The organism is Roseateles sp. (assembly GCF_036404855.1).
Classification (GTDB): domain Bacteria; phylum Pseudomonadota; class Gammaproteobacteria; order Burkholderiales; family Burkholderiaceae_C; genus Pelomonas.
Window position 1 is genome coordinate 15422 of sequence record NZ_DASWYS010000069.1, and the last position, 17541, is coordinate 32962.

19 protein-coding genes are annotated in these 17541 nt (G+C 69.7%); 14 read left to right on the top strand and 5 right to left on the bottom strand.

The features are described from left to right. Nucleotides 1-3: 3 nt before the first annotated feature. Complete coding sequence (gene tolA / locus VGF12_RS04800; RefSeq protein WP_331174907.1) at nt 4-861, top strand: cell envelope integrity protein TolA; 858 nt, start codon at nt 4-6, stop codon at nt 859-861. Here tolA and VGF12_RS04805 read toward each other — a convergent pair. Genes VGF12_RS04805 through VGF12_RS04820 form a run of 4 tightly spaced genes read right to left on the bottom strand, consistent with a single transcriptional unit; the run spans nt 839 to nt 3132 of the window. After that, nucleotides 839-1327, bottom strand: a complete 489-nt coding sequence (locus VGF12_RS04805) for a DoxX family protein (protein WP_331174908.1) — start codon at nt 1325-1327, stop codon at nt 839-841. The genes tolA and VGF12_RS04805 overlap by 23 nt on opposite strands. Further along, the gene (locus tag VGF12_RS04810) at nt 1324-2022 is read right to left on the bottom strand and encodes a DNA-binding domain-containing protein (RefSeq protein WP_331174909.1); all 699 of its coding nucleotides are present in this window, start codon (nt 2020-2022) and stop codon (nt 1324-1326) included. The genes VGF12_RS04805 and VGF12_RS04810 overlap by 4 nt, the downstream gene beginning before the upstream one ends. Then, nucleotides 2019-2870 (bottom strand): DUF692 domain-containing protein, encoded by an 852-nt coding sequence (locus tag VGF12_RS04815; RefSeq protein ID WP_331174910.1) that lies wholly within the window; start codon nt 2868-2870, stop codon nt 2019-2021. Before VGF12_RS04815 ends, VGF12_RS04810 begins: the two co-directional genes overlap by 4 nt. Nucleotides 2871-2874: 4 nt before the next feature. Beyond that, nucleotides 2875-3132, bottom strand: coding sequence for a DUF2282 domain-containing protein (locus VGF12_RS04820; RefSeq protein WP_331174911.1), 258 nt, complete (start codon nt 3130-3132; stop codon nt 2875-2877). Nucleotides 3133-3236: 104 nt separating this feature from the next. Between VGF12_RS04820 and VGF12_RS04825 the strand changes: the two genes are divergently transcribed. Next, complete coding sequence (locus VGF12_RS04825; protein WP_331174912.1) at nt 3237-3818, top strand: sigma-70 family RNA polymerase sigma factor; 582 nt, start codon at nt 3237-3239, stop codon at nt 3816-3818. Further along, nucleotides 3815-4009, top strand: a complete 195-nt coding sequence (locus VGF12_RS04830) for a zf-HC2 domain-containing protein (protein ID WP_331174913.1) — start codon at nt 3815-3817, stop codon at nt 4007-4009. Before VGF12_RS04825 ends, VGF12_RS04830 begins: the two co-directional genes overlap by 4 nt. Here the strand turns inward: VGF12_RS04830 and pcp are convergent, their stop codons facing one another. After that, on the bottom strand, nt 4010-4663 hold the full coding sequence (pcp, locus tag VGF12_RS04835; protein ID WP_414710000.1) for a pyroglutamyl-peptidase I: 654 nt from the start codon (nt 4661-4663) through the stop codon (nt 4010-4012). It abuts the gene before it with no gap. Between the two features lie 122 nt (nt 4664-4785). Between pcp and VGF12_RS04840 the strand changes: the two genes are divergently transcribed. From VGF12_RS04840 to VGF12_RS04890, 11 genes are all read left to right on the top strand, one after another. Further along, the gene (locus VGF12_RS04840) at nt 4786-7320 is read left to right on the top strand and encodes a GspE/PulE family protein (protein WP_331174915.1); all 2535 of its coding nucleotides are present in this window, start codon (nt 4786-4788) and stop codon (nt 7318-7320) included. 2 nt (nt 7321-7322) lie between these two features. Next, nucleotides 7323-9050 carry a GspE/PulE family protein gene (locus tag VGF12_RS04845; protein WP_331174916.1) on the top strand — a complete coding sequence of 576 codons (1728 nt, stop codon included), beginning with the start codon at nt 7323-7325 and terminating at the stop codon, nt 9048-9050. Beyond that, nucleotides 9047-10276, top strand: coding sequence for a type II secretion system F family protein (locus tag VGF12_RS04850; protein ID WP_331174917.1), 1230 nt, complete (start codon nt 9047-9049; stop codon nt 10274-10276). The genes VGF12_RS04845 and VGF12_RS04850 overlap by 4 nt, the downstream gene beginning before the upstream one ends. A 145-nt stretch (nt 10277-10421) precedes the next feature. Further along, entirely contained in the window at nt 10422-10817 is a 396-nt protein-coding gene (locus VGF12_RS04855; protein ID WP_331174918.1) for a type II secretion system protein, read from the top strand. A 4-nt stretch (nt 10818-10821) separates the two neighbouring features. After that, nucleotides 10822-11268 carry a prepilin-type N-terminal cleavage/methylation domain-containing protein gene (locus VGF12_RS04860; protein WP_331174919.1) on the top strand — a complete coding sequence of 149 codons (447 nt, stop codon included), beginning with the start codon at nt 10822-10824 and terminating at the stop codon, nt 11266-11268. Between the two features lie 37 nt (nt 11269-11305). Beyond that, nucleotides 11306-11866, top strand: coding sequence for a type II secretion system protein (locus VGF12_RS04865; RefSeq protein WP_331174920.1), 561 nt, complete (start codon nt 11306-11308; stop codon nt 11864-11866). Next, on the top strand, nt 11844-12638 hold the full coding sequence (locus VGF12_RS04870; RefSeq protein ID WP_331174921.1) for a PulJ/GspJ family protein: 795 nt from the start codon (nt 11844-11846) through the stop codon (nt 12636-12638). The genes VGF12_RS04865 and VGF12_RS04870 overlap by 23 nt, the downstream gene beginning before the upstream one ends. 2 nt (nt 12639-12640) lie before the next feature. Next, the gene (locus VGF12_RS04875) at nt 12641-13075 is read left to right on the top strand and encodes an agglutinin biogenesis protein MshP (protein ID WP_331174922.1); all 435 of its coding nucleotides are present in this window, start codon (nt 12641-12643) and stop codon (nt 13073-13075) included. After that, complete coding sequence (locus tag VGF12_RS04880; RefSeq protein ID WP_331174923.1) at nt 13072-16248, top strand: DUF6701 domain-containing protein; 3177 nt, start codon at nt 13072-13074, stop codon at nt 16246-16248. Before VGF12_RS04875 ends, VGF12_RS04880 begins: the two co-directional genes overlap by 4 nt. Next, nucleotides 16248-17243, top strand: a complete 996-nt coding sequence (locus VGF12_RS04885; RefSeq protein WP_331174924.1) for a hypothetical protein — start codon at nt 16248-16250, stop codon at nt 17241-17243. Before VGF12_RS04880 ends, VGF12_RS04885 begins: the two co-directional genes overlap by 1 nt. Then, nucleotides 17243-17541, top strand: a 299-nt coding sequence (locus VGF12_RS04890; RefSeq protein ID WP_331174925.1) for a hypothetical protein, incomplete at its 3' end; no start/stop codon positions are given. The genes VGF12_RS04885 and VGF12_RS04890, both read left to right, overlap by 1 nt.

Sequence of the window (17541 nt, forward strand, 5' to 3'; positions counted from 1 at the left end):
TCGATGAGCATCGCGACCCTGCGCCCCCCTGAAGCCGCCGGCCTGGGCCGCGGCCTCGTGTTCGCGCTGATTGCGCATGGCCTGCTCATCCTCGCGCTGAGTTATGGCCTGCACTGGCGCAGCGACTCGTCGGCCGCCTTCGAAGCCGAGCTGTGGTCGGCCGTGCCGCAGGTCGCCGCCCCCCGCGAGGAAACACCGCCTGAACCCGAACCTGAAGCGCCTCCCAAGCCCGACCTGAAGGCGCAGCAGCGCGCGGCCGAGGCCGCCGCCGCCGAGCAGCGTGAAGCCGAGATCGCGATCGCCAGGGCCAAGAAGATCAAGGAAGAGAAGGCCCGCGAGGACGCCGCCAAGCTCGAACGCGAGAAGGCGGCCAAGGAAAAGGCGGCCAAGGACGCCAAGGACAAGGCCGTGAAGGAGAAGGCGGCCAAGGAAGAACAGGACCGCAAGAAGGCCCAGGACGCCAAGGCCGCGAAGGAGGCCAAGGAAGCCGACGCCCGCCGCGAAGCGCAGCGCCAGGAGAACCGGCGCCGCATCCAGGGCATGGCCGGTGGCACGCCGGGCTCCACGGGCACCGCGGCACAGAACTCCGCGCCGTCGGCTGGTTATGCGGGTCGCATCAAGGGCAAGATCCGCCCGCTCATCATCTACTCGGACGACGGTGCCACCAACCCGATGGCCGAGGTGCAGGTGACGCTGGGCCCCGACGGTCGCATTCTCGGCACCAAGGTGCTCAAGGCGAGTGGCGACGGCGATTGGGACCGTGCCGTGCTGCGCGCCATCGAGAAGGCAGAGACGCTGCCGCGCGACGTCGACGGCCGCGTGCCGCCCGTGCTGATCCTCAGTTTCCGCCCACGCGAATAAAACGGTCGGCGGACCAGCGGCCGGCGCCGAACAGCGCAATGGCCAGCGCCAGCACGCCCCACAGCGTGTGCTGGGCCTGCGCCACCGGCGTGAAGTCGTCGGCCATCAACGACAGTGCGGCCATCAGGTTCACGACGAACAGGCCCGCGCCAGCGAAGCGCCCGGCCAGACCCAGCACGAGCAGCACCGGCAGCACCAGCTCGCCCGCTGTGCCCGCGTACGCGGCCAGTGTTGGCGGCAGCAACGGCACCTCGTAGACATCGTGGAACAGGGCCAGGGTCGATGACCAGTCGTGCAGCTTGGTCAGGCCCGACATGAAGAAGATCCTGGCCACATACAGCCGCGCCACCAGCAGTGCCAGCGACTGCAGATGGCTCACCACGACGTCCAGCGGCACCGGCAGCCGCGTGGGCGTCAGGCCGGGGTCCGTGAAGGCGCCCAGCGAGCGGGAGATGAGGGTGTTCATGGCGACGTGCTCCGTTGCGGTGGCGTCGGCCTGGCGACTTGCAGCCAGGCCTTCTGCAGCGCGGCTTGCAGCCAGGCGCCGAAGTCGAAGTCGGTTCTGGCGCCGGAACCTTTCACTTCGGCGGCAGCGAGCGCGTCGGCCAGGCTGGCGCCATCGAGCAGGCAGCGCATGAAGGCGGCCTCAGGGGTCGACAGCGTCTGCCACTGCCCACGCCAGCCCTCACGCCACACGAGGACGGGGCCGGCCGCCTGTGCAAGCAACGCGACGCCGGGGCGCAGCACCAGCCACAGCGCCTCGGGCGGGGTGTGCTCCAGCAGCGCGAGCGAGTCGGCATCGAGCGCGGCGTCCGCGGCCCGTTCGGCCTGGTGCAAAGCCCAGTCCAGTCGGGCGAGATCGGGCAGGCCCGAGGCCTCACCGGCATGCTCGACGAGAAAGCCCGCCAGTGCACCGCCCCACTGGCCAAGGTCCCCGCGTTCCGGCGGATGGACACGCCAGAAGGTCCAGGCCAGCGACGCGAACTCGGCCGCCCCCAGGGCGTCGCGCAGCCGCCCGAAGGGCACCGCCAGCGCGCGGGCGGACAGCGCCACCAGGTTGCCTCGGTAGGCCGCCAGGCCGCGCTCGCCACCACTCAGCCCGGCGGGCGCTTCCCCGCGACCCAGCAGTGCGTCGACCAGGGCCTGCTGAAGGGCCATCATGGGTGCAGCGCCCTCGCCCGCTGGCCTTCCGCGAGCAGCACGTCCAGCTCAGGCACGTCCGTGTCCCACTCGATCAGCGTGGGCAGCGGCCCGAGACGCGCCAGGGCATGCGCGTAGACGCGCCAGACCTCGTCGCGCACGCGGCTGCCGTGGTCGTCGATGACGAGGCCGTCTTCGCGTTCGGCATGGCCGGCCAGATGGATCTCACCCACGCTGCCAGGACGGATCGCGTCGACCCAGCGCATCGCCGCGCGTGCGGCAGCATCGGGGGCAAGGCCTGCGTTGCGCGCATTGACGACGAGGTTGTTGACGTCCAGCAGCAGGCCGCAGCCGCTGCGTCGCGTCAGCTCGTTGAAGAACTCGGGTTCGGCCACGGTGTCCTCCCCCCAACCCACGTAGGCACTGATGTTCTCGACGAGCATCGGCCGTCCCAGGCGGTGCTGCACCGCATCCACATGCCGGGTCAGCAGCGCCAGCGACTCATCGTTGAACGGGATGGGCAGCAGATCGGCCGCATGCAGACCCGACCCGACGCGGGCGAAGCAGGCATGGTCGGAGACCCAGGCTGGCCGCACGCGCTCGACGAGCCGGGCCAGCCGTTCCAGATGCCACGCGTCCAGCCCGGCTGCAGATCCCAGGCCCAGGCCGACCCCGTGCAGGCTGACCGGGTAGGCCTCACGCCCGGCGTCCAGCACGGCCAGCGCGAGGCCGCCATCGGCGAAGAAATTCTCCGAGTGGACCTCGATGAAGTCCAACGCGGGACGCTGGGCCAGCAGGGCGTCGTAGTGAGGCTGGCGCCAGCCGATGCCCACGCAGGGCGTGGCCGGCGCCTCGGTGCGCGCGCTCAATGCGTCACTTCTTGGCCGGGGCCTTGGTCGAGCCGCCGTCCTTCTCGCAGCTGCCCTTGGCCACGTACTTCCATTCGGCGGGATCCTTGTCGGCCTTGGCAAGGCCCGCGCAGGCGTGGCTGCCGGTGGCGCAGTCGTTCTGGCCGGCCTTGGCGATGCCGTAGCACTTCTCCTTGGCGGCGTCGGCGGCCTGCGCCTGGGCGACCAGGCCCAGGGACAGGGCGGTGGCAAGGGCTGAGGACACGAGGGCTTGGGTCTTCATGGACGGGTCTCCGAAAGCTTGGGGAAGGAAAAAAAAGCGGCCGATCATGCGGCGGCGACGATGAAGTCGCAAGATGCAGCCCAGTCCTTACACTGCGCGCCGCCATGGCTGCATCCCCCGACTTCTGCCACCAGATCGAGGCCTTGCGCCCCATATTGCTGAAATACGCCCGGCTGCAGCTGCGCAACCCGGCCTGGGCCGAGGATGCCGTCTCCGAGACGCTGCTGGCCGCGCTCGAGAAACCCCTGGCCTTCGCCGGCACCAGCCAGCTCAAGACCTGGCTCATCGGCATCCTCAAGCACAAGCTCGTCGACCAGATCCGCAGGAACAGCCGCGAACTGTCGACGACGGCCAGCAGCGACGACGGCGAGGACCTGGACGAGCTGCTGTTCGCTGCCGACGGTCACTGGCGCGAGACCCAGCATGACTGGGGCAACCCGGAAGATGCGCTGCGCCAGCTCGACTTCATGAAGGTGCTGGAGGCTTGCGTCGAAAAGCTGCCGGGCCAGCAGGGGCGACTCTTCATGATGCGCGAGTGGCTGGAGCTGGAGTCCGACGAGATCTGTAAGGAACTGGGCATCACGCCGACCAACCTCTGGGTCATGCTGCACCGGGCCCGGTTGCGGCTACGTGAATGCCTGCAGGCCGGCTGGTTCGACGCGGCACATGCGGGAGGAGCCTCTTGATCAAGCTGAAGATCACCTGCCGGACGGCCACGCAGATCATCCTGCAGGCCGAGGATCGCCGCATGCCGCTGAGCGAGCGCCTGTCGCTGCGCCTGCATCACCGCATCTGCAGCAACTGCCGCCGCTTTGCCCGCCAGGTGCAACTGATGCGCCAGGCCAGCGCACGGTGGCGGCAGCAGGCGGACGAGTGATCAGCTTGTCGGCGCGCCCTCGTCCGGCGCGGCCGATGCCAGCGCCTCACCGCCCTCCAGTGCGATCGCCAGGGCCAGCCTGATGGCGTCGATCTGCGCCGCCAGGCCCATGCTGGGCACCGACGGCTGGGCGCGCGCCGCCTGCTCGGGCAGGGCCGGCACGTGGATGAAGCCGCTGCGCACCCCGCGTCCGGCCAGCCGGTGCTGCAACTCGAAGAAGACCTGGTTGCAGACAAAGGCGCCCGCCGTCAGCGACAGCCCCGCCGGATGGCCGGCCGCGCGCAGGCCGTTGCGGATGGCCTTGACGGGCAGCGTGGAGAAATAGGCCGCGGGCGCGTCAGGTCGCACCGGCACGTCCTGCGGACGCTCGCCGGCGTTGTCAGGGATGCGGGCGTCGATCAGGTTCACGGCCACGCGCTCGATGGAGATCTCCGCCCGACCGCTGGCCAGGCCCAGAGCGATGACGAGCTCGGGCTTGAAGACGGCCAGCGCTGCTTCCAGGGCCGCCGGCGCGCCGCCAAAGCTGGTCGGCAGGCAGCGAGCATGCACGGTGGCGCCGCCGATGACCTGGCCCTGCAGCGAACGCGCCACTTCCCAGGACGGATTGATGGCGTCGCCACCGAAAGGCTCGAAGCCGGTGAGCAGGATGTTCATGGCCGCCATTGTCTCGAACCCCCGCAGGCCTTGCTGCCGGCAATGGCGGCCGCCGGTGTTTCTCCAGGGCCGGCGAGTCCCCGCAGCCCTCCATAATCGCCGCAACCCCTCAGCGCTTGCCCATGACCGACCCGTCACAGCCCCTGTCCTGGCCCCACGGCGATGCCGATGCTTCATCCACCGGCGCCGGCGCCCCGGCATCAGGCTTCCTCTGGCCCTGCCCTCCGTACGCCGCCTACCCCCAGCCCGAAGTCCAGCGTGGCCAGGAAGCCTGTGAGATCCTCGGCCTGAACAACAGCCGCAGCACCGGCCAGTTGCTGAAGCTCGAAGCCAGCGATCGCATCGTGCAGATCAATGTGCCGCCGGCGCGCAACAGCATGCCGCTGAAGTTCAGCCAGTTCCGCGCCCTCAAGCTGCAGCGCCCGCTGACCGTGCCGCCGCGCGACGCCAGCGACATGAACTCGCCCCTCAGCGTCGACCAGCGCCCGCGCTCGGAGTTCCGCATCGTCTTCAACGGCGGGGACGAGCTCAAGGGCGTGACCATCGGCCACCACCACGACGACCTGGGTCTGTTCCTGTTTCCCCCGCTGTCCGGCGACGACGACTCGGTTCGCCGGGTCTTCGTGCCGCGCGAGGTGCTGGCGCATTTCGAGATCGGCGAACGCATCGGCGACATGCTGCTCAAGGAAGAGCTCGTGACGCCCGAGCAACTGCATGCGGCCGCCGTCGAGCAAACCAGCCTGCGCCAACGCCGCGTCGGCGACATCCTCGTCGAGCAGCACATCGTCACGGCGGAGCAGCTGCTGCAGGCCATCGAGCAGCAGGCCAAGATGCCCATGGTGCGCATCGGCGAGGCGCTGCTGGCGCTGGACTTCGTCACGCCCGAACAGCTGGACCAGGCCTTGATGCAGCAGCGCGAGGACCGCTCCGTCCCGCTGGGCGAGCTGCTGGTGCGCAAGGGCGTCATCAGCCGCGCCCAGCTGCAGTCGGCCCTGGCGCGCAAGATGGGCTATCCCATCGTCGACGTCGAGAAGTTCGCCATCGAGCCGGATGCCGTCCGCAAGCTGCCGCACGCGGTGGCCAAGCGCCTGGAGGTGTTGCCCCTGGTGCTGCGCGACGGCCGCCTCATTGTCGCGATGGAGGATCCGACACGCCGCGACGCCCTAGATGAGGTCGAGTTCATCACCCAGCTCAAGGTCGTGCCGACGCTGACCAAGCTCGGCACCCTGCAGTTCGCCATCCCGTCCGCCTTCGACCGCTACGGCGCCGAGGCCCTGCCGCGCGGCAACACCGACCCCCTGCCCGACTTCCAGCCCGATTTCACGCTGGAGACCCCCAACAAGCTCATCGAGACCCTGGAGCGGGACAGCAACGAGCGCACGACCCGGGAAGAGGAATCGACCATCGAGCAGAGTGACAACTCGCTCGTTCGCCTGATCAACTCCATGATCATCGAGGCGCATGGACAGGGCGTGTCCGACATCCACATCGAGACCTACCCGGGCAAGGAGAAACTCAAGATCCGCTTCCGCCGCGACGGCGTGTTGCAGTCCTACCTGGAGCTACCCCACACCTACCGCAACGCGATGATCGCGCGCATCAAGATCATGTGCGACCTCGACATCTCCGAGCGCCGCAAGCCGCAGGACGGCAAGATCAACTTCGCGCGTTTCTCGCCCCAGCACAAGCTGGAACTGCGCGTGGCGACCATCCCGACCAACAATGGCCTTGAGGACGTCGTCATGCGCCTGCTGGCCAGCAGCAAGCCCATGCCGCTGGACCGCATCGGATTGAGCCCTGCCAACCTCGCGGCCCTGCAGACGGCCGTGGCCCGCCCCTACGGCATGGTGCTGTGCGTGGGCCCCACCGGCTCCGGCAAGACGACGACGCTGCACTCGGCGCTGAGCCACATCAATACGCCCGAGCGCAAGATCTGGACGGCCGAGGACCCGGTCGAAATCACCCAGGCAGGGCTGCGCCAGGTGCAGGTGAACCCCAAGATCGAATGGACCTTCGCCAAGGCGCTGCGCTCCTTCCTGCGCGCCGACCCCGACGTCATCATGGTCGGTGAGATCCGCGACCAGGAGACGGCGGAGATCGCCGTCGAAGCCTCTCTGACCGGCCACCTGGTGCTGTCCACGCTGCACACCAACAGCGCGCCCGAAACCATCACCCGGCTGCTGGACATGGGCATGGACCCGTTCAACTTCGCCGATTCGCTGCTGGCCGTGCTGGCCCAGCGTCTGGTGCGGCGCGCCTGCGGGTCCTGCCAGACGGCCGAGCCCCTGACCGACGCCGAGCTGGGCGAGCTGCAGGACGACTACCTGCACGTCTTCCCCGCCGGCGCGCGGCCCGACCGCGCTGCGCTGACGGCGGAGTGGATCCGGCTCTACGGCCGCGATGGCCGGCTGATGAAGTTCACGAGCCCCGGCTGCCCGGCCTGCGGCAACAGCGGCTACAAGGGGCGCGCCGGCCTGCACGAGCTGCTGACCGTGTCCAAGGACCTGCGCCGCATGATCCAGACCGGTGCGCGTGCCGAGGAGCTGCAGCAGACTGCACTGGCCGAGGGCATGCGCTCGCTGCGCCAGGACGGCATCGTCAAGGTGCTCCAGGGCGTCACCACCATCGCCGAAGTCCACGCCACCAGCAACAACTAGCCATGACCGAAGCCGACGCCGCCGCAGCACCGCGCCCCAAACTGCGCCTCGGCGACGTCCTCGTCGAGCAGCAGCTCATCTCGGCCGAGCAGCTCGGCCAGGCGCTGGAGCTGCAGCGCGCGACCGGCAAGAAGCTGGGCCGCATCCTCATCGAGGCCAACCTCATCACCGAGGAGGCCCTGGCGCACGTGCTGGCCCGCCAGCTGCGCGCGCCTTTCGTCAACCTCAAGACCTTCCCGCTCAAGACCGAACTGGTACGCCTGCTGCCGGAGACGCCGGCGCGGCGCTTCCGCGCGCTGGTGCTGGAGGAGCGCGGCGACACCCTGCTCGTCGCCATGGCCGACCCGCTGGACCTGTTCGGCTTCGACGAGCTGGCCAAGATCCTCAAGCGGCGCCTGGCCATGGCCGTCGTCGCCGACAGCCAGCTCGCCGCCGTCTATGACAAGCACTACCGCCGCAGTGACGAGATCTCCGGTCTGGCCAAGGCGCTGGAAAAGGACATCGGCGACGCGGTCGACTTCGGCACGCTGCAGGCCAGCGTCGGCCAGGAGGGCGCGCCCGTCGTTCGCCTGCTGCAGTCCGTGTTCGAGGACGCGACGCGGGCCGGCGCCTCCGACGTGCACATCGAGCCTCAGGAAGGCGAGCTGGTGATCCGCAACCGCGTCGACGGCATCCTGCAGACCCTGACCCAGGCTGACAAGCGCATCGCGCCGGCCCTGGCCCAGCGCCTGAAGCTGATGGCCGGCCTGGACATCTCCGAGAAGCGCATGCCTCAGGACGGCCGCTTCACGCTGCGCCTGTCGGACCGCACGCTGGACGTGCGTCTGTCCACAATGCCCAGCCAGTACGGCGAGTCCGTCGTCATGCGCCTGCTGGGCCAGGGGTCGGCACTGCGCCGGCTCAACGACATCGGCATGCCCGAGGACATGCTCAGGCGCTTCCGGGAGCTGCTGGCGCGGGACGCCGGCATGATCCTCGTCACCGGCCCGACAGGTTCCGGCAAGACCTCCACCCTCTATGCGGCGCTGGCTGAGCTGGACTCGGAGAAGCTGAAGATCATCACGGCCGAGGACCCGATCGAGTACCGCCTGCCGGGCCTGACCCAGGTGCAGGTCAACGAGCGCATCGATCTCGACTTCGCCAAGGTGCTGCGCGCCGCGCTGCGCCAGGATCCGGATGTCATCCTCGTCGGCGAGATGCGCGATGCCGAGACCGCCGAGATCGGCCTGCGCGCGGCCATCACCGGCCACCTGCTGCTGTCCACGCTGCACACCAAGGACACCGTGTCCACGCCGTTCCGGCTGCTGGACATGGGCGCCCCGCCCTTCATGGTGGCCACATCGCTGCAGGCCGTGCTGGCCCAGCGCCTGCTGCGCGGCGTCTGCAAGCACTGCGCCGAGCCGCACCTGGCCACGCCTCAGGAACAGGCCTGGATCCACGAGGTGCAGACGCTGAACGGCGAGCCGCCCGGTCCCGTCAGCAGCGTCAAGGGCCGTGGCTGCTCCGAATGCAACGGTACCGGCACCCAGGGCCGGCGCGGCATCTACGAGATGCTGGAGATCGACCCCGACATGGCCCTTGCCATCCAGAAGAGCGATGCGGGGGCCTTCCTCGCCGCCGCGCGCCGCGCGCTCCGGGGCAAGACCCTGGCCGACCGCAGCCTGGCGCTCGTGCGCGAGGGCAAGACCTCGCTGGCCGAGGCCGTGCGCATCAGCGTAGACGCCGAATGAGCAACTTTTCATTCAAGGGTCGCAACGCCCGCGGCGAACTGGTGGAAGGCGTCGTCGACGCGGCCAGCAGCGACGCTGTCGCCGCCCAGTTGATGGCCGGCGGTGTCGTTCCCGTCAGCATCGAGGCGACGCCGGATGCCGTCGGCACGGCCGGCGGCAACTGGCTGGACGCCCTGCTGGCCAAGCCCGTCACGCCGCAGGATGCCCTGGTGCTGACGCGCCAGCTCTACACATTGCAAAAGGCCGGCGTGCCCATCCTTCGGTCGCTCGCCGGCCTGGAGGCTTCCACCAGCCATGCCGGCATCATCAGCCTGCTGCGCGATGTGCATGCCAGCCTGGACCAGGGCCGCGATCTCGCCACGGCTTTCGCCCGCCACCCGGACGTCTTCAGCAGCTTCTATGTCGCGATGACCCGCGTGGGCGAGTTGACCGGCCGCCTCACCGAGGTCTTCCAGCGCCTGTCGGAGCACCTGGAGTTCGAGCAGGACATCCGCGCCCGCATCAAGCAGGCTCTGCGCTATCCCATCATGGTGATCGTCGCGATGGCCATCGCGCTGGTCGTCATCAACCTCTTCGTGCTGCCCAAGTTCGCGGACGTCTTCGCCCACTTCAAGAGCGAACTGCCGCTGATGACGCGCATCCTGCTGGGCTTCTCCGGCTGGACGGTGAAGTGGTGGCCCCTGGTGCTCGCCGGCGGTATCGCCGTGGTGCTGGCCTGGCGCAACTGGATCGCCACCGCCGGTGGGCGCTACGCCTGGGACCGCTTCAAGCTGCGCCTGCCCATCGCCGGCAGCATCGTGCTCAAGGCCACGCTGGCCCGCTTCGCGCGCAGCTTCGCGCTGGCCAGCAGCTCGGGCGTTCCCATCAGCCAGGCACTGACCGTCGTCGCCCAGACCGTGGACAACGCCTACATCGGTGCGCGCATCGAGCAGATGCGCGACGGCGTCGAGCGCGGCGAGAGCATCTCGCGCTGCGCGACTGCGACTGGCGTGTTCACGCCCATCGTGCTGCAGATGATCGCGGTGGGCGAGGAGACCGGGGAGCTGGACACGCTGATGACGGAGATCGCGCAGATGTACGAACGCGAGACCGACTACGCCATCAAGGGCCTGTCCGCCGCCATCGAGCCCATCTTGCTCGCCATCATCGGCGCGCTGGTGCTGGTGCTTGCCCTGGGTGTGTTCCTGCCGCTGTGGAACCTGGGGCAGGCCGCGATGGGGCGCTGAGTCCCGCGCGTGTGAAGCTTGCAACGGTTTGCCGCACGGCGGGCGGCGCTCATAAAGTCTGTGCGCTATTCACTTCTCATCGCTGGCCGGGTGATCGATATTCACGGCACTCTGAACCACAGCGCAATATGCGCAGGAAGCAGCCATGAACAAGTCTCAGCAAGCCGGCTTCACCCTGATCGAGCTGGTGATGGTCATCGTCATCCTGGGCGTGCTGGCTGCCGTGGCGCTGCCGAAGTTCGTGAACGTGGACGACGATGCCAAGTTGGCTGCCGTCAACGGTGTGGCCGGCGCGCTGAGCTCGGCGTCGGCCATCAATTACGCCAGCCGCAAGGCCAAGGGCGAGACCGGCACCACCAGCACCAACAAGACCGTCCCCGTCGCCAACTGCACCGACGTGGCAAATGCGCTGCAGGGCGGCCTGCCCAACGGCTTCACGATTGCAACCGCGGCAATCACCCCGGCCGACACCACCAAGACCGACTGCTCGGTGACCGGCAACGGCAAGTCGGCCAGCTTCACCGCGACCAGCATCAACTGAACGGATGCCACGCAGCTCGCGTGGCTTCACGCTGATCGAGCTCATCCTCGTCATCGTGATCATGGCCGCCCTGGCAGTGTTCGCCCTTCCCAAGGTGCTGGACACGACGCTGTGGCGGCTGCGTTCGTTTGGCGAGGACCTGCAGGCCCGCCACCAGGCCATGCTGCGCCTGGCCCTGCAGCAGCGCCGGCCCATCGTGGCCACCCTCACCGCCAACGGCGTCAACTGGGCCTATGCCGGCGGCGCCGTCATCGATGCCTTGCCCTGCCCCGCGACCGAGAGCCCCTGCATTGCCGAGGGCGGCAGTCGCACCGTGACTTTCAACAGTGGCAACAGCGGCGCGACAGCCACCAGCACGGGCGCGGCGATGGCCGTCACCGTCGCCTACGGCAGCTACAGCCAGGGCTACCGCATCGAGGCTGACACCGGGCTGATCTACCCGACGCCCTGAGGGCCGGACCATGGACTGCTCGGCTAGCATCTCCGTCATGCCGGCCATGCTCCGCAGGCGACGCGCACGTGGCCTGACCCTGATCGAACTGCTGCTCTTCGTCGTCGTGGTCGGCATCGCCCTGGCCGCGATGCTGCAGGTCTTTGTGGCCGCCACCCAGGCCAGCGCCGACCCGATGATCCGCCGCCAGCAGCTCGCCATTGCCGAGTCGCTGCTGCGCGAGATACAGCTGATGCCCTTCACCTGGTGCGACCCCGACGATGCCAATGTCGAAGCGGCCAGCGGCACCTCGGGGTGCGCGACCACGGTGGAGAACATCGGCCCCGAAGCGGGCGAGACGCGCTATGGGCCCACCTATTTCGACAACGTCAATGACTACCAGGGCTTCACGATGTCGGGCATCCGCGACATCGGCAATGCGGCCGTCAGCGGCCTGAGCGGCTATGCCGCCAGCGTGAGCGTCGCACCGGCCGCGCTGGACTCGCTGAGCGCCGCCGGCGAGGCGCTCAAGATCACCGTCACCATCACCGGCCCCGATGCCAGCACCCTGGTGCTGCAGGGCTGGAGGACCCGCTATGCGCCGCAGTCACCATACTGAAGCGGGCTTCACGCTGATCGAGGCCGTGATGGTGATCGCCGTCACCGGCATCGTCCTCGCGATGGTGGCCCTCTTCATCGCTCCGGCGACGAGCGCCTATTTTTCCAGTGCAGCGCGCGCCCAGCTCAGCGATGAAGCCGACACGGCGCTGCGCCGCATCGCACGGGACCTGGCCGCGGCCCTGCCCAACAGCGCCCGCATCAGCGGTCGCAGCCTGGAGCTGATCCCGGTCAGCGGCGCGGCGCGCTACGCGGTGGCGAGCGGCGACCCCCTGCTCTTCGGGACGCCCGACGCGAGCTTCGACATCGTCGGGCCGGCGCTGAAGCTGTCCACCAGCGGTCAGCGCCTGGCCTGGTACAACCTGGGGCCAGCCGTGCCCGACGCCGATGCCTATACGCAGGCCAACGTGCGCGTCGCGTCCACCGCGGCAGGCAACGCCACCAGCGTGGCCCTCAGCGGCGCCGCACTGCCCAATGCGCTGCAGGCCCCGCCCTATCGCGTCTATGCGATCGAGTCACCGGTCAGCTACCGCTGCGACCTCGCGGCCGGCACGCTGACGCGCTACAGCGGCTATGGTTTCGCCGCCACCCAGCCCGACCCGCCCGGCGGCAGCGCCGCGGTGCTGGCCCGTCACGTCAAGAGCTGCAGCTTCAGCTACGACACGCCACCCATCTCCGTCCGCTACGCGCTGGTGACGATGCGGCTCGAGCTCAGCGCCAACAACGAGACCGTGGCGCTGTACCACACGGTCCACCTGGACAACCTGCCCTGACCATGCGCGGCTTCACGATGATGTCCATGCTCTTCATCCTGGTGGTGCTGGCGGCGCTGGGCGCGGCGCTGGCGTCGCTGAGCCAGCGACAGCAACTCGGCTCGGCCGGCGAACTCGCCGCTGCCAAGGCCTACCAGGCGGCGTTCGCGGGCTTGGAATGGGGCAGCCACCAGATCCTGCGCGCCGCCGGCCAGCCTGGCTGCTTCGCCACGCGCAGCTTCACGCTGCCCGACCGCTTGTCCGACTTCACCGTCACCGTCACCTGCACGCGCACCCCGGCCAGCGGCACGGTGACGGACGGCGACGAAAGCCTGGCCTTCTACACACTGCTCGCGACGGCCTGCAACATCCCCGCCGCCAGCGCCTGCCCCAACGGCGGCACGGCGGAGCCCACCTACGCCGAGCGCCAGCTGAGCCGCAGCCTGAGCAAGAAATGAAACGCTGGCTGATTCCGCTGCTGCTCGAGGTCCTGCCGACGCTGGCCGCCGCGACCGCCTACACACTGCCCGGCAACCTGCCCCCCGGCTGCACGGGCAGCAACGGCAGCTACAGCTGCGCCGCGCTCACTCTCGGCTACAACGACTCCATCGCCGTGGGTTCGCCCAAGCCGGCCACGCTCACCATCAATGGCAACTTCAGCACGAACAACGCGCAGATCAACCAGGCCGGCAGCAGCAGCGACCTGAGCCTGGTGGTCAACGGCACGCTGACGCTCGGCTACCAGGCCAGGATCGCGGCCAACATCACGGCCAACAACGTCAACGATGCCGGCGGCGGCAAAGTCGTCATCACCGGCGACCTGACGGCCAGCGGTGGCAACATCTCGCTGGCCTACCAGACCTCCGTCAGCGGCGACCTGGCCACCAGCGGCAGCGGCACGATCAGTACGGCCCAGAACGGCAGCATCGGTGGCAACGTCACGGGCGGCAGCGGCAGCATCAGCATCGCCGAGTCCAGCACCGTGGCAGGCGACGTGACGGGCAGCGGCAGCATCACGGTGGTCCAGTCCGCCACGGTCAGCGGCAGTGTCGCGAGCGGCAGCGGCGCGATCAGCATCGGCTACCAGTCCAGGGTCAACGGCAACGTCAGCACCACCGGCGTGATCAACCTCGCCCAGGGTTCGCGCGTGGGCGGCACCCTCACCGGCGGCACCGGCAACGTGTCCGTCGGCTACGCCGCCACGGTCGTCGGGCCCCTCACGACCACCAGCGGCACCATTGGCTTCGCCCAGAGTGCCGTCGCCTCGTCCTGCGTCACGTCCACGGCTGGCGCCAGCATCACGCTGGGCTACCAGAGCAGCATCAACAGCGTGTGTTGCAGCGCCAGCTGCACCCGCAGCTGCGTCGTCAACAACTCGACCTACGCGACGCCGCCCGCCTGCACCGGCTCGGTCCCGGCGATCGCGGGGTTCACGGTGGGCGGCACCGGCGGTGCATCCACCTGCACGCCACAGACGTTGACCCTCACGGCCCGGGATGCGTCCGGCAACACGCTGACCGGCTACACGGGCACCATCAGCCTCAGCACCAGCACGGGCTTCGGCACCTGGACGGCGGGCACCGGGCCGGCGCCGTCCGGGACGCTGCTCGTGCCGACCAACAACGGGCAACCGGTCAGCAACGGGCAGGCCACCTACACCTTCGCGGCGGCCGATGCCGGCATCGTCCGCCTCAGGCTCGCGCACAGCCTCGCGCAGAACCTGACCGTCACCGTCGTGGACGGCGCGGTCAGCGGCACCAGCAGCACCTCGGCCGTCCTCAGCTACCGCGACAACGCCTTCGTCTGGACCGAGGACCTGAACAACCGGATCGCCGGCAGTTTCGTCGCCGTGGCCGGGCGCAATCACGACATGCAGGTCAGCCTCTACAAGAAGGACCCCGGCACCGGCAACTGCAGCATCGCCACCGACTACAGCGGCAGCCGCAACCTGAAGCTCTGGCGCACCGACAACGGCGGCCCCTGGGCTGCGCCCAGCGTCATCAGCCCGGCGCTGAGCGTGCCCACGGCCCGGCCGGCCGGCAACAACCTCACGCTGAGCTTCACGGCCGGCGTCGCCGGCTTCAACCTGGCGACAAGCAATGTCGGCAAATACGCGTTCAACCTCGACGACGACTCGCTCAGCGCCGCCGCCACAACGGTCAGCGGCAGCAGCGCCGACCTCACCGTGCGCCCCTTCACGCTGGCCGTCACCGGCCTGGCCATGGGCGGCACTGGCAACCCCGGCGGTAGCGCCGCGACGGATGCCGTCTTCGGCAAGGCCGGCGCCGCCTTCTCGGCCAGCGTGACGGCCTACCGCTGGAGCGCAGGCGCCGATGCCAACGACGATGGCGTGCCCGACGCAGGTGTGACGCTCGCCCAGGCCGCGGCCGGCGGCGTTGCCACGGGCTTCAGCGCCAGCGTCGCGCTGACACCCCTGGCAGACTCGCAGACCCCTCTCGCCGCGGCGGGCGGCGTGCTGGGCACCCTGAGCAACAACGTCGTCAGCACCTTTGCCGCCGGCACCGCCACGGTCACCACCCTGGCCTACAGCGAGGTCGGCAGCTTCGTGCTCAACACCAGCGCCGTCGTCGGCAGCTACCTCGGCACGGCCGGCCTGAACCTGGATGCGCTGGTCTTCAACGCGGCCGGCGACCGGCAGCCGCGCATCGGCCGCTTCATCCCGTCCGGCTTCGCCCTCAGCAGCGCCAGCGTCACGCACCGTGCCGACCAGGCCTGCCCCTCCGCCTCCACCTTCACCTACCTGGAGGAGAACTTCCGCCTCGGCTTCACGCTGACGGCGCAGAACGCGGCCGGCGCGACGACCCGGAACTACGCCGGCGACTTCGCCCGCCTGGACCTGGGCACGCCCACCAACCTCAAGCTCGCCGGCATCGCCGGCAGCACCCTGTTCAGGACCGGCAACGGCCGGCTCGCACCGGGCAGCAGCAGCGGCAACTGGGCCTCGGGCGTTGCCAACGTCACGCTGACGACCCGTGCCACGCGCGCCGCAGCGCCGGACGGGCCGTTTGACACCGCCAGCTTCGGCATCGCGCCGGTGGACCTGGATGGCGCCACCCTGCTGTCGCTAGATCTCGACACCGACAGCCCGGCGAACGGTGTCGACAGCGCGCGTGTGGGCACAATCCCTCTGCGCCACGGGCGGCTTCGCCTCCAGAATGGCACCGCGCCGGGGAACCGGACACTCAACCTGCCCCTGACCGCGCAGTACTGGAACGGCGCCGCCTACAACACCAACACCTTGGATTCCTGCACCCGCATCAGCGCCGCCCACCTGAGCTTCGGCAACCTGCGCAACGTGGGGCCGGCCAATGCGGCCCTGATCGGTGGCACGGTCACCGTCGTGGCCGGCCAGGGCAGTCTCCCGCTGGCCGCGCCAGGCAGCAGCGGCCTTGCCGCCTACGACGTCGCCATCACGCTGGACGGCGCCACACCGCCGGCCGATGCCTCCTGCCTGGCCTGGACGCCCGCCAAGGCAGCCACCGCGGGCGCGGCGCTGCCGGCACTGCGCGGTGCGTGGTGCGGCAGCGGATTCAAGGACCCCAGCGCGCGCGCCGTCTGGGGCATCTACCGCGGCAGCGACGGCGTGCTCCACCAGCGGGAGAACTACTGATGCGCTGGCCCTGGTCCCCTCGCCGCAGCGGCCAGCGCCTCCTGCTGCGCCGCGTCGGCGCCCAGCATGCCTTCGTGGTGACCGACGGCGCGCCAGGCCAGCACGGCGAGGATCAGCCCGCCCGGCTGCTGCGCTGGGGCCTGCTGCCGCAGGCCGCTCCCGTCTCCTCGGGCGACGCCATCGCGTTGCTCGACCCCGCCGATTACCAGATCCTCAAAGTCGACACCCCCAACGTGCCGCAAGAGGAACTCAAGGCCGCAGCGCGCTGGCAGATCAAGGAGATGGTGGATGTCGACGTCGCCGAGCTGACGTTGGACGTCATGCACGTCGGCGGCGACGTGGAGCGGGCGCACCGTCAGCTCTTCGTCGTCGCGGCACGCAACGGCGCCATCAAGGCATTGACCGATGGCACGGCCGGCCTGACCGATGAGGTCCGCGTCGTCGACATCTGGGAGACCGCGCTGCGCAATCTGCTCGCCCACCAGGCCCGCGCTGACGGCCTCGCCGCACGGGCCTGCGCCGCCGTGCTCATTGACGCGGGCCATTGCCTGCTGGTCGTCTGCGCCGGCGACGAGCTTTTCTACACGCGCCGCATCGAGGCCGACCCCGGGCTGCTGGCCCGCGCCAGCGGCAGCCCTGCCGACGGTCCGGCCGCCGACCTGCCGCTGGGTTTCGAGTACCAGCCCGGCGGTGCGTTCGACGGCGGCGCTCCGCAGGAGTCGCCGCTGGTCGTCGAGCTGCAGCGCTCCATCGACGTCTGGGAACGCAGCTGGCCCGAGCTGCCCCTGGCGCGCCTGTACGTCATCTCAGCCGGGCACGCCCCCGAGGTCGCGACGCTGATCCAGCGCGAATTGGGCCTGCGCACGCTGGCCCTGGATCCGTTCTCCGCCTTTGCCGCCGAGCGCCCCGCCCCCGAAGGCGATGCCGCACGGGCGCTGGCGGCCTGCATCCCCCTGCTGGGCGCCGCCCTGCGCACCGAGAGCAGGCAGCTCTGATGGCCCAGCAAGTCAACCTGCTGACCCCCATCCTGCTGGCCCCCAGGCGGCATTTCTCGGCGCTGACACTGCTGCAGGCGAGCGCGCTGCTGGTGGCCGCCGGCCTCGCGGCCGCGCTGTGGATGCGACACCGCGACCGCGTGGCCGAGGCCGACCACCAGGCCCTGCTGGCCCGGTACGCCGCCGAACGCCAGCAGCTGGCCGTGGCTCAGGCCGGCCTGCCTGCGCCCCAGGACGCCGGCGTCCTGCAGCAGCAGCTCCAGCCGCTGGAGGCCGGCAATGCGCAGCGCGGCGCCCT

What these genes read in the sequence shown, in the direction of transcription:
- VGF12_RS04880 (WP_331174923.1), top strand. Translation starts at nt 13,072, where the DNA reads ATGAAACGCTGGCTGATTCCGCTGCTGCTCGAGGTCCTGCCGACGCTG.
- pcp (WP_414710000.1), bottom strand. Translation starts at nt 4,663, where the DNA reads ATGAACATCCTGCTCACCGGCTTCGAGCCTTTCGGTGGCGACGCCATC.
- VGF12_RS04820 (WP_331174911.1), bottom strand. Translation starts at nt 3,132, where the DNA reads ATGAAGACCCAAGCCCTCGTGTCCTCAGCCCTTGCCACCGCCCTGTCC.
- VGF12_RS04840 (WP_331174915.1), top strand. Translation starts at nt 4,786, where the DNA reads ATGACCGACCCGTCACAGCCCCTGTCCTGGCCCCACGGCGATGCCGAT.
- VGF12_RS04845 (WP_331174916.1), top strand. Translation starts at nt 7,323, where the DNA reads ATGACCGAAGCCGACGCCGCCGCAGCACCGCGCCCCAAACTGCGCCTC.
- VGF12_RS04875 (WP_331174922.1), top strand. Translation starts at nt 12,641, where the DNA reads ATGCGCGGCTTCACGATGATGTCCATGCTCTTCATCCTGGTGGTGCTG.
- VGF12_RS04885 (WP_331174924.1), top strand. Translation starts at nt 16,248, where the DNA reads ATGCGCTGGCCCTGGTCCCCTCGCCGCAGCGGCCAGCGCCTCCTGCTG.
- VGF12_RS04825 (WP_331174912.1), top strand. Translation starts at nt 3,237, where the DNA reads ATGGCTGCATCCCCCGACTTCTGCCACCAGATCGAGGCCTTGCGCCCC.
- VGF12_RS04860 (WP_331174919.1), top strand. Translation starts at nt 10,822, where the DNA reads ATGCCACGCAGCTCGCGTGGCTTCACGCTGATCGAGCTCATCCTCGTC.
- VGF12_RS04870 (WP_331174921.1), top strand. Translation starts at nt 11,844, where the DNA reads ATGCGCCGCAGTCACCATACTGAAGCGGGCTTCACGCTGATCGAGGCC.
- VGF12_RS04865 (WP_331174920.1), top strand. Translation starts at nt 11,306, where the DNA reads ATGCCGGCCATGCTCCGCAGGCGACGCGCACGTGGCCTGACCCTGATC.
- VGF12_RS04810 (WP_331174909.1), bottom strand. Translation starts at nt 2,022, where the DNA reads ATGATGGCCCTTCAGCAGGCCCTGGTCGACGCACTGCTGGGTCGCGGG.
- tolA (WP_331174907.1), top strand. Translation starts at nt 4, where the DNA reads ATGAGCATCGCGACCCTGCGCCCCCCTGAAGCCGCCGGCCTGGGCCGC.
- VGF12_RS04855 (WP_331174918.1), top strand. Translation starts at nt 10,422, where the DNA reads ATGAACAAGTCTCAGCAAGCCGGCTTCACCCTGATCGAGCTGGTGATG.
- VGF12_RS04850 (WP_331174917.1), top strand. Translation starts at nt 9,047, where the DNA reads ATGAGCAACTTTTCATTCAAGGGTCGCAACGCCCGCGGCGAACTGGTG.
- VGF12_RS04805 (WP_331174908.1), bottom strand. Translation starts at nt 1,327, where the DNA reads ATGAACACCCTCATCTCCCGCTCGCTGGGCGCCTTCACGGACCCCGGC.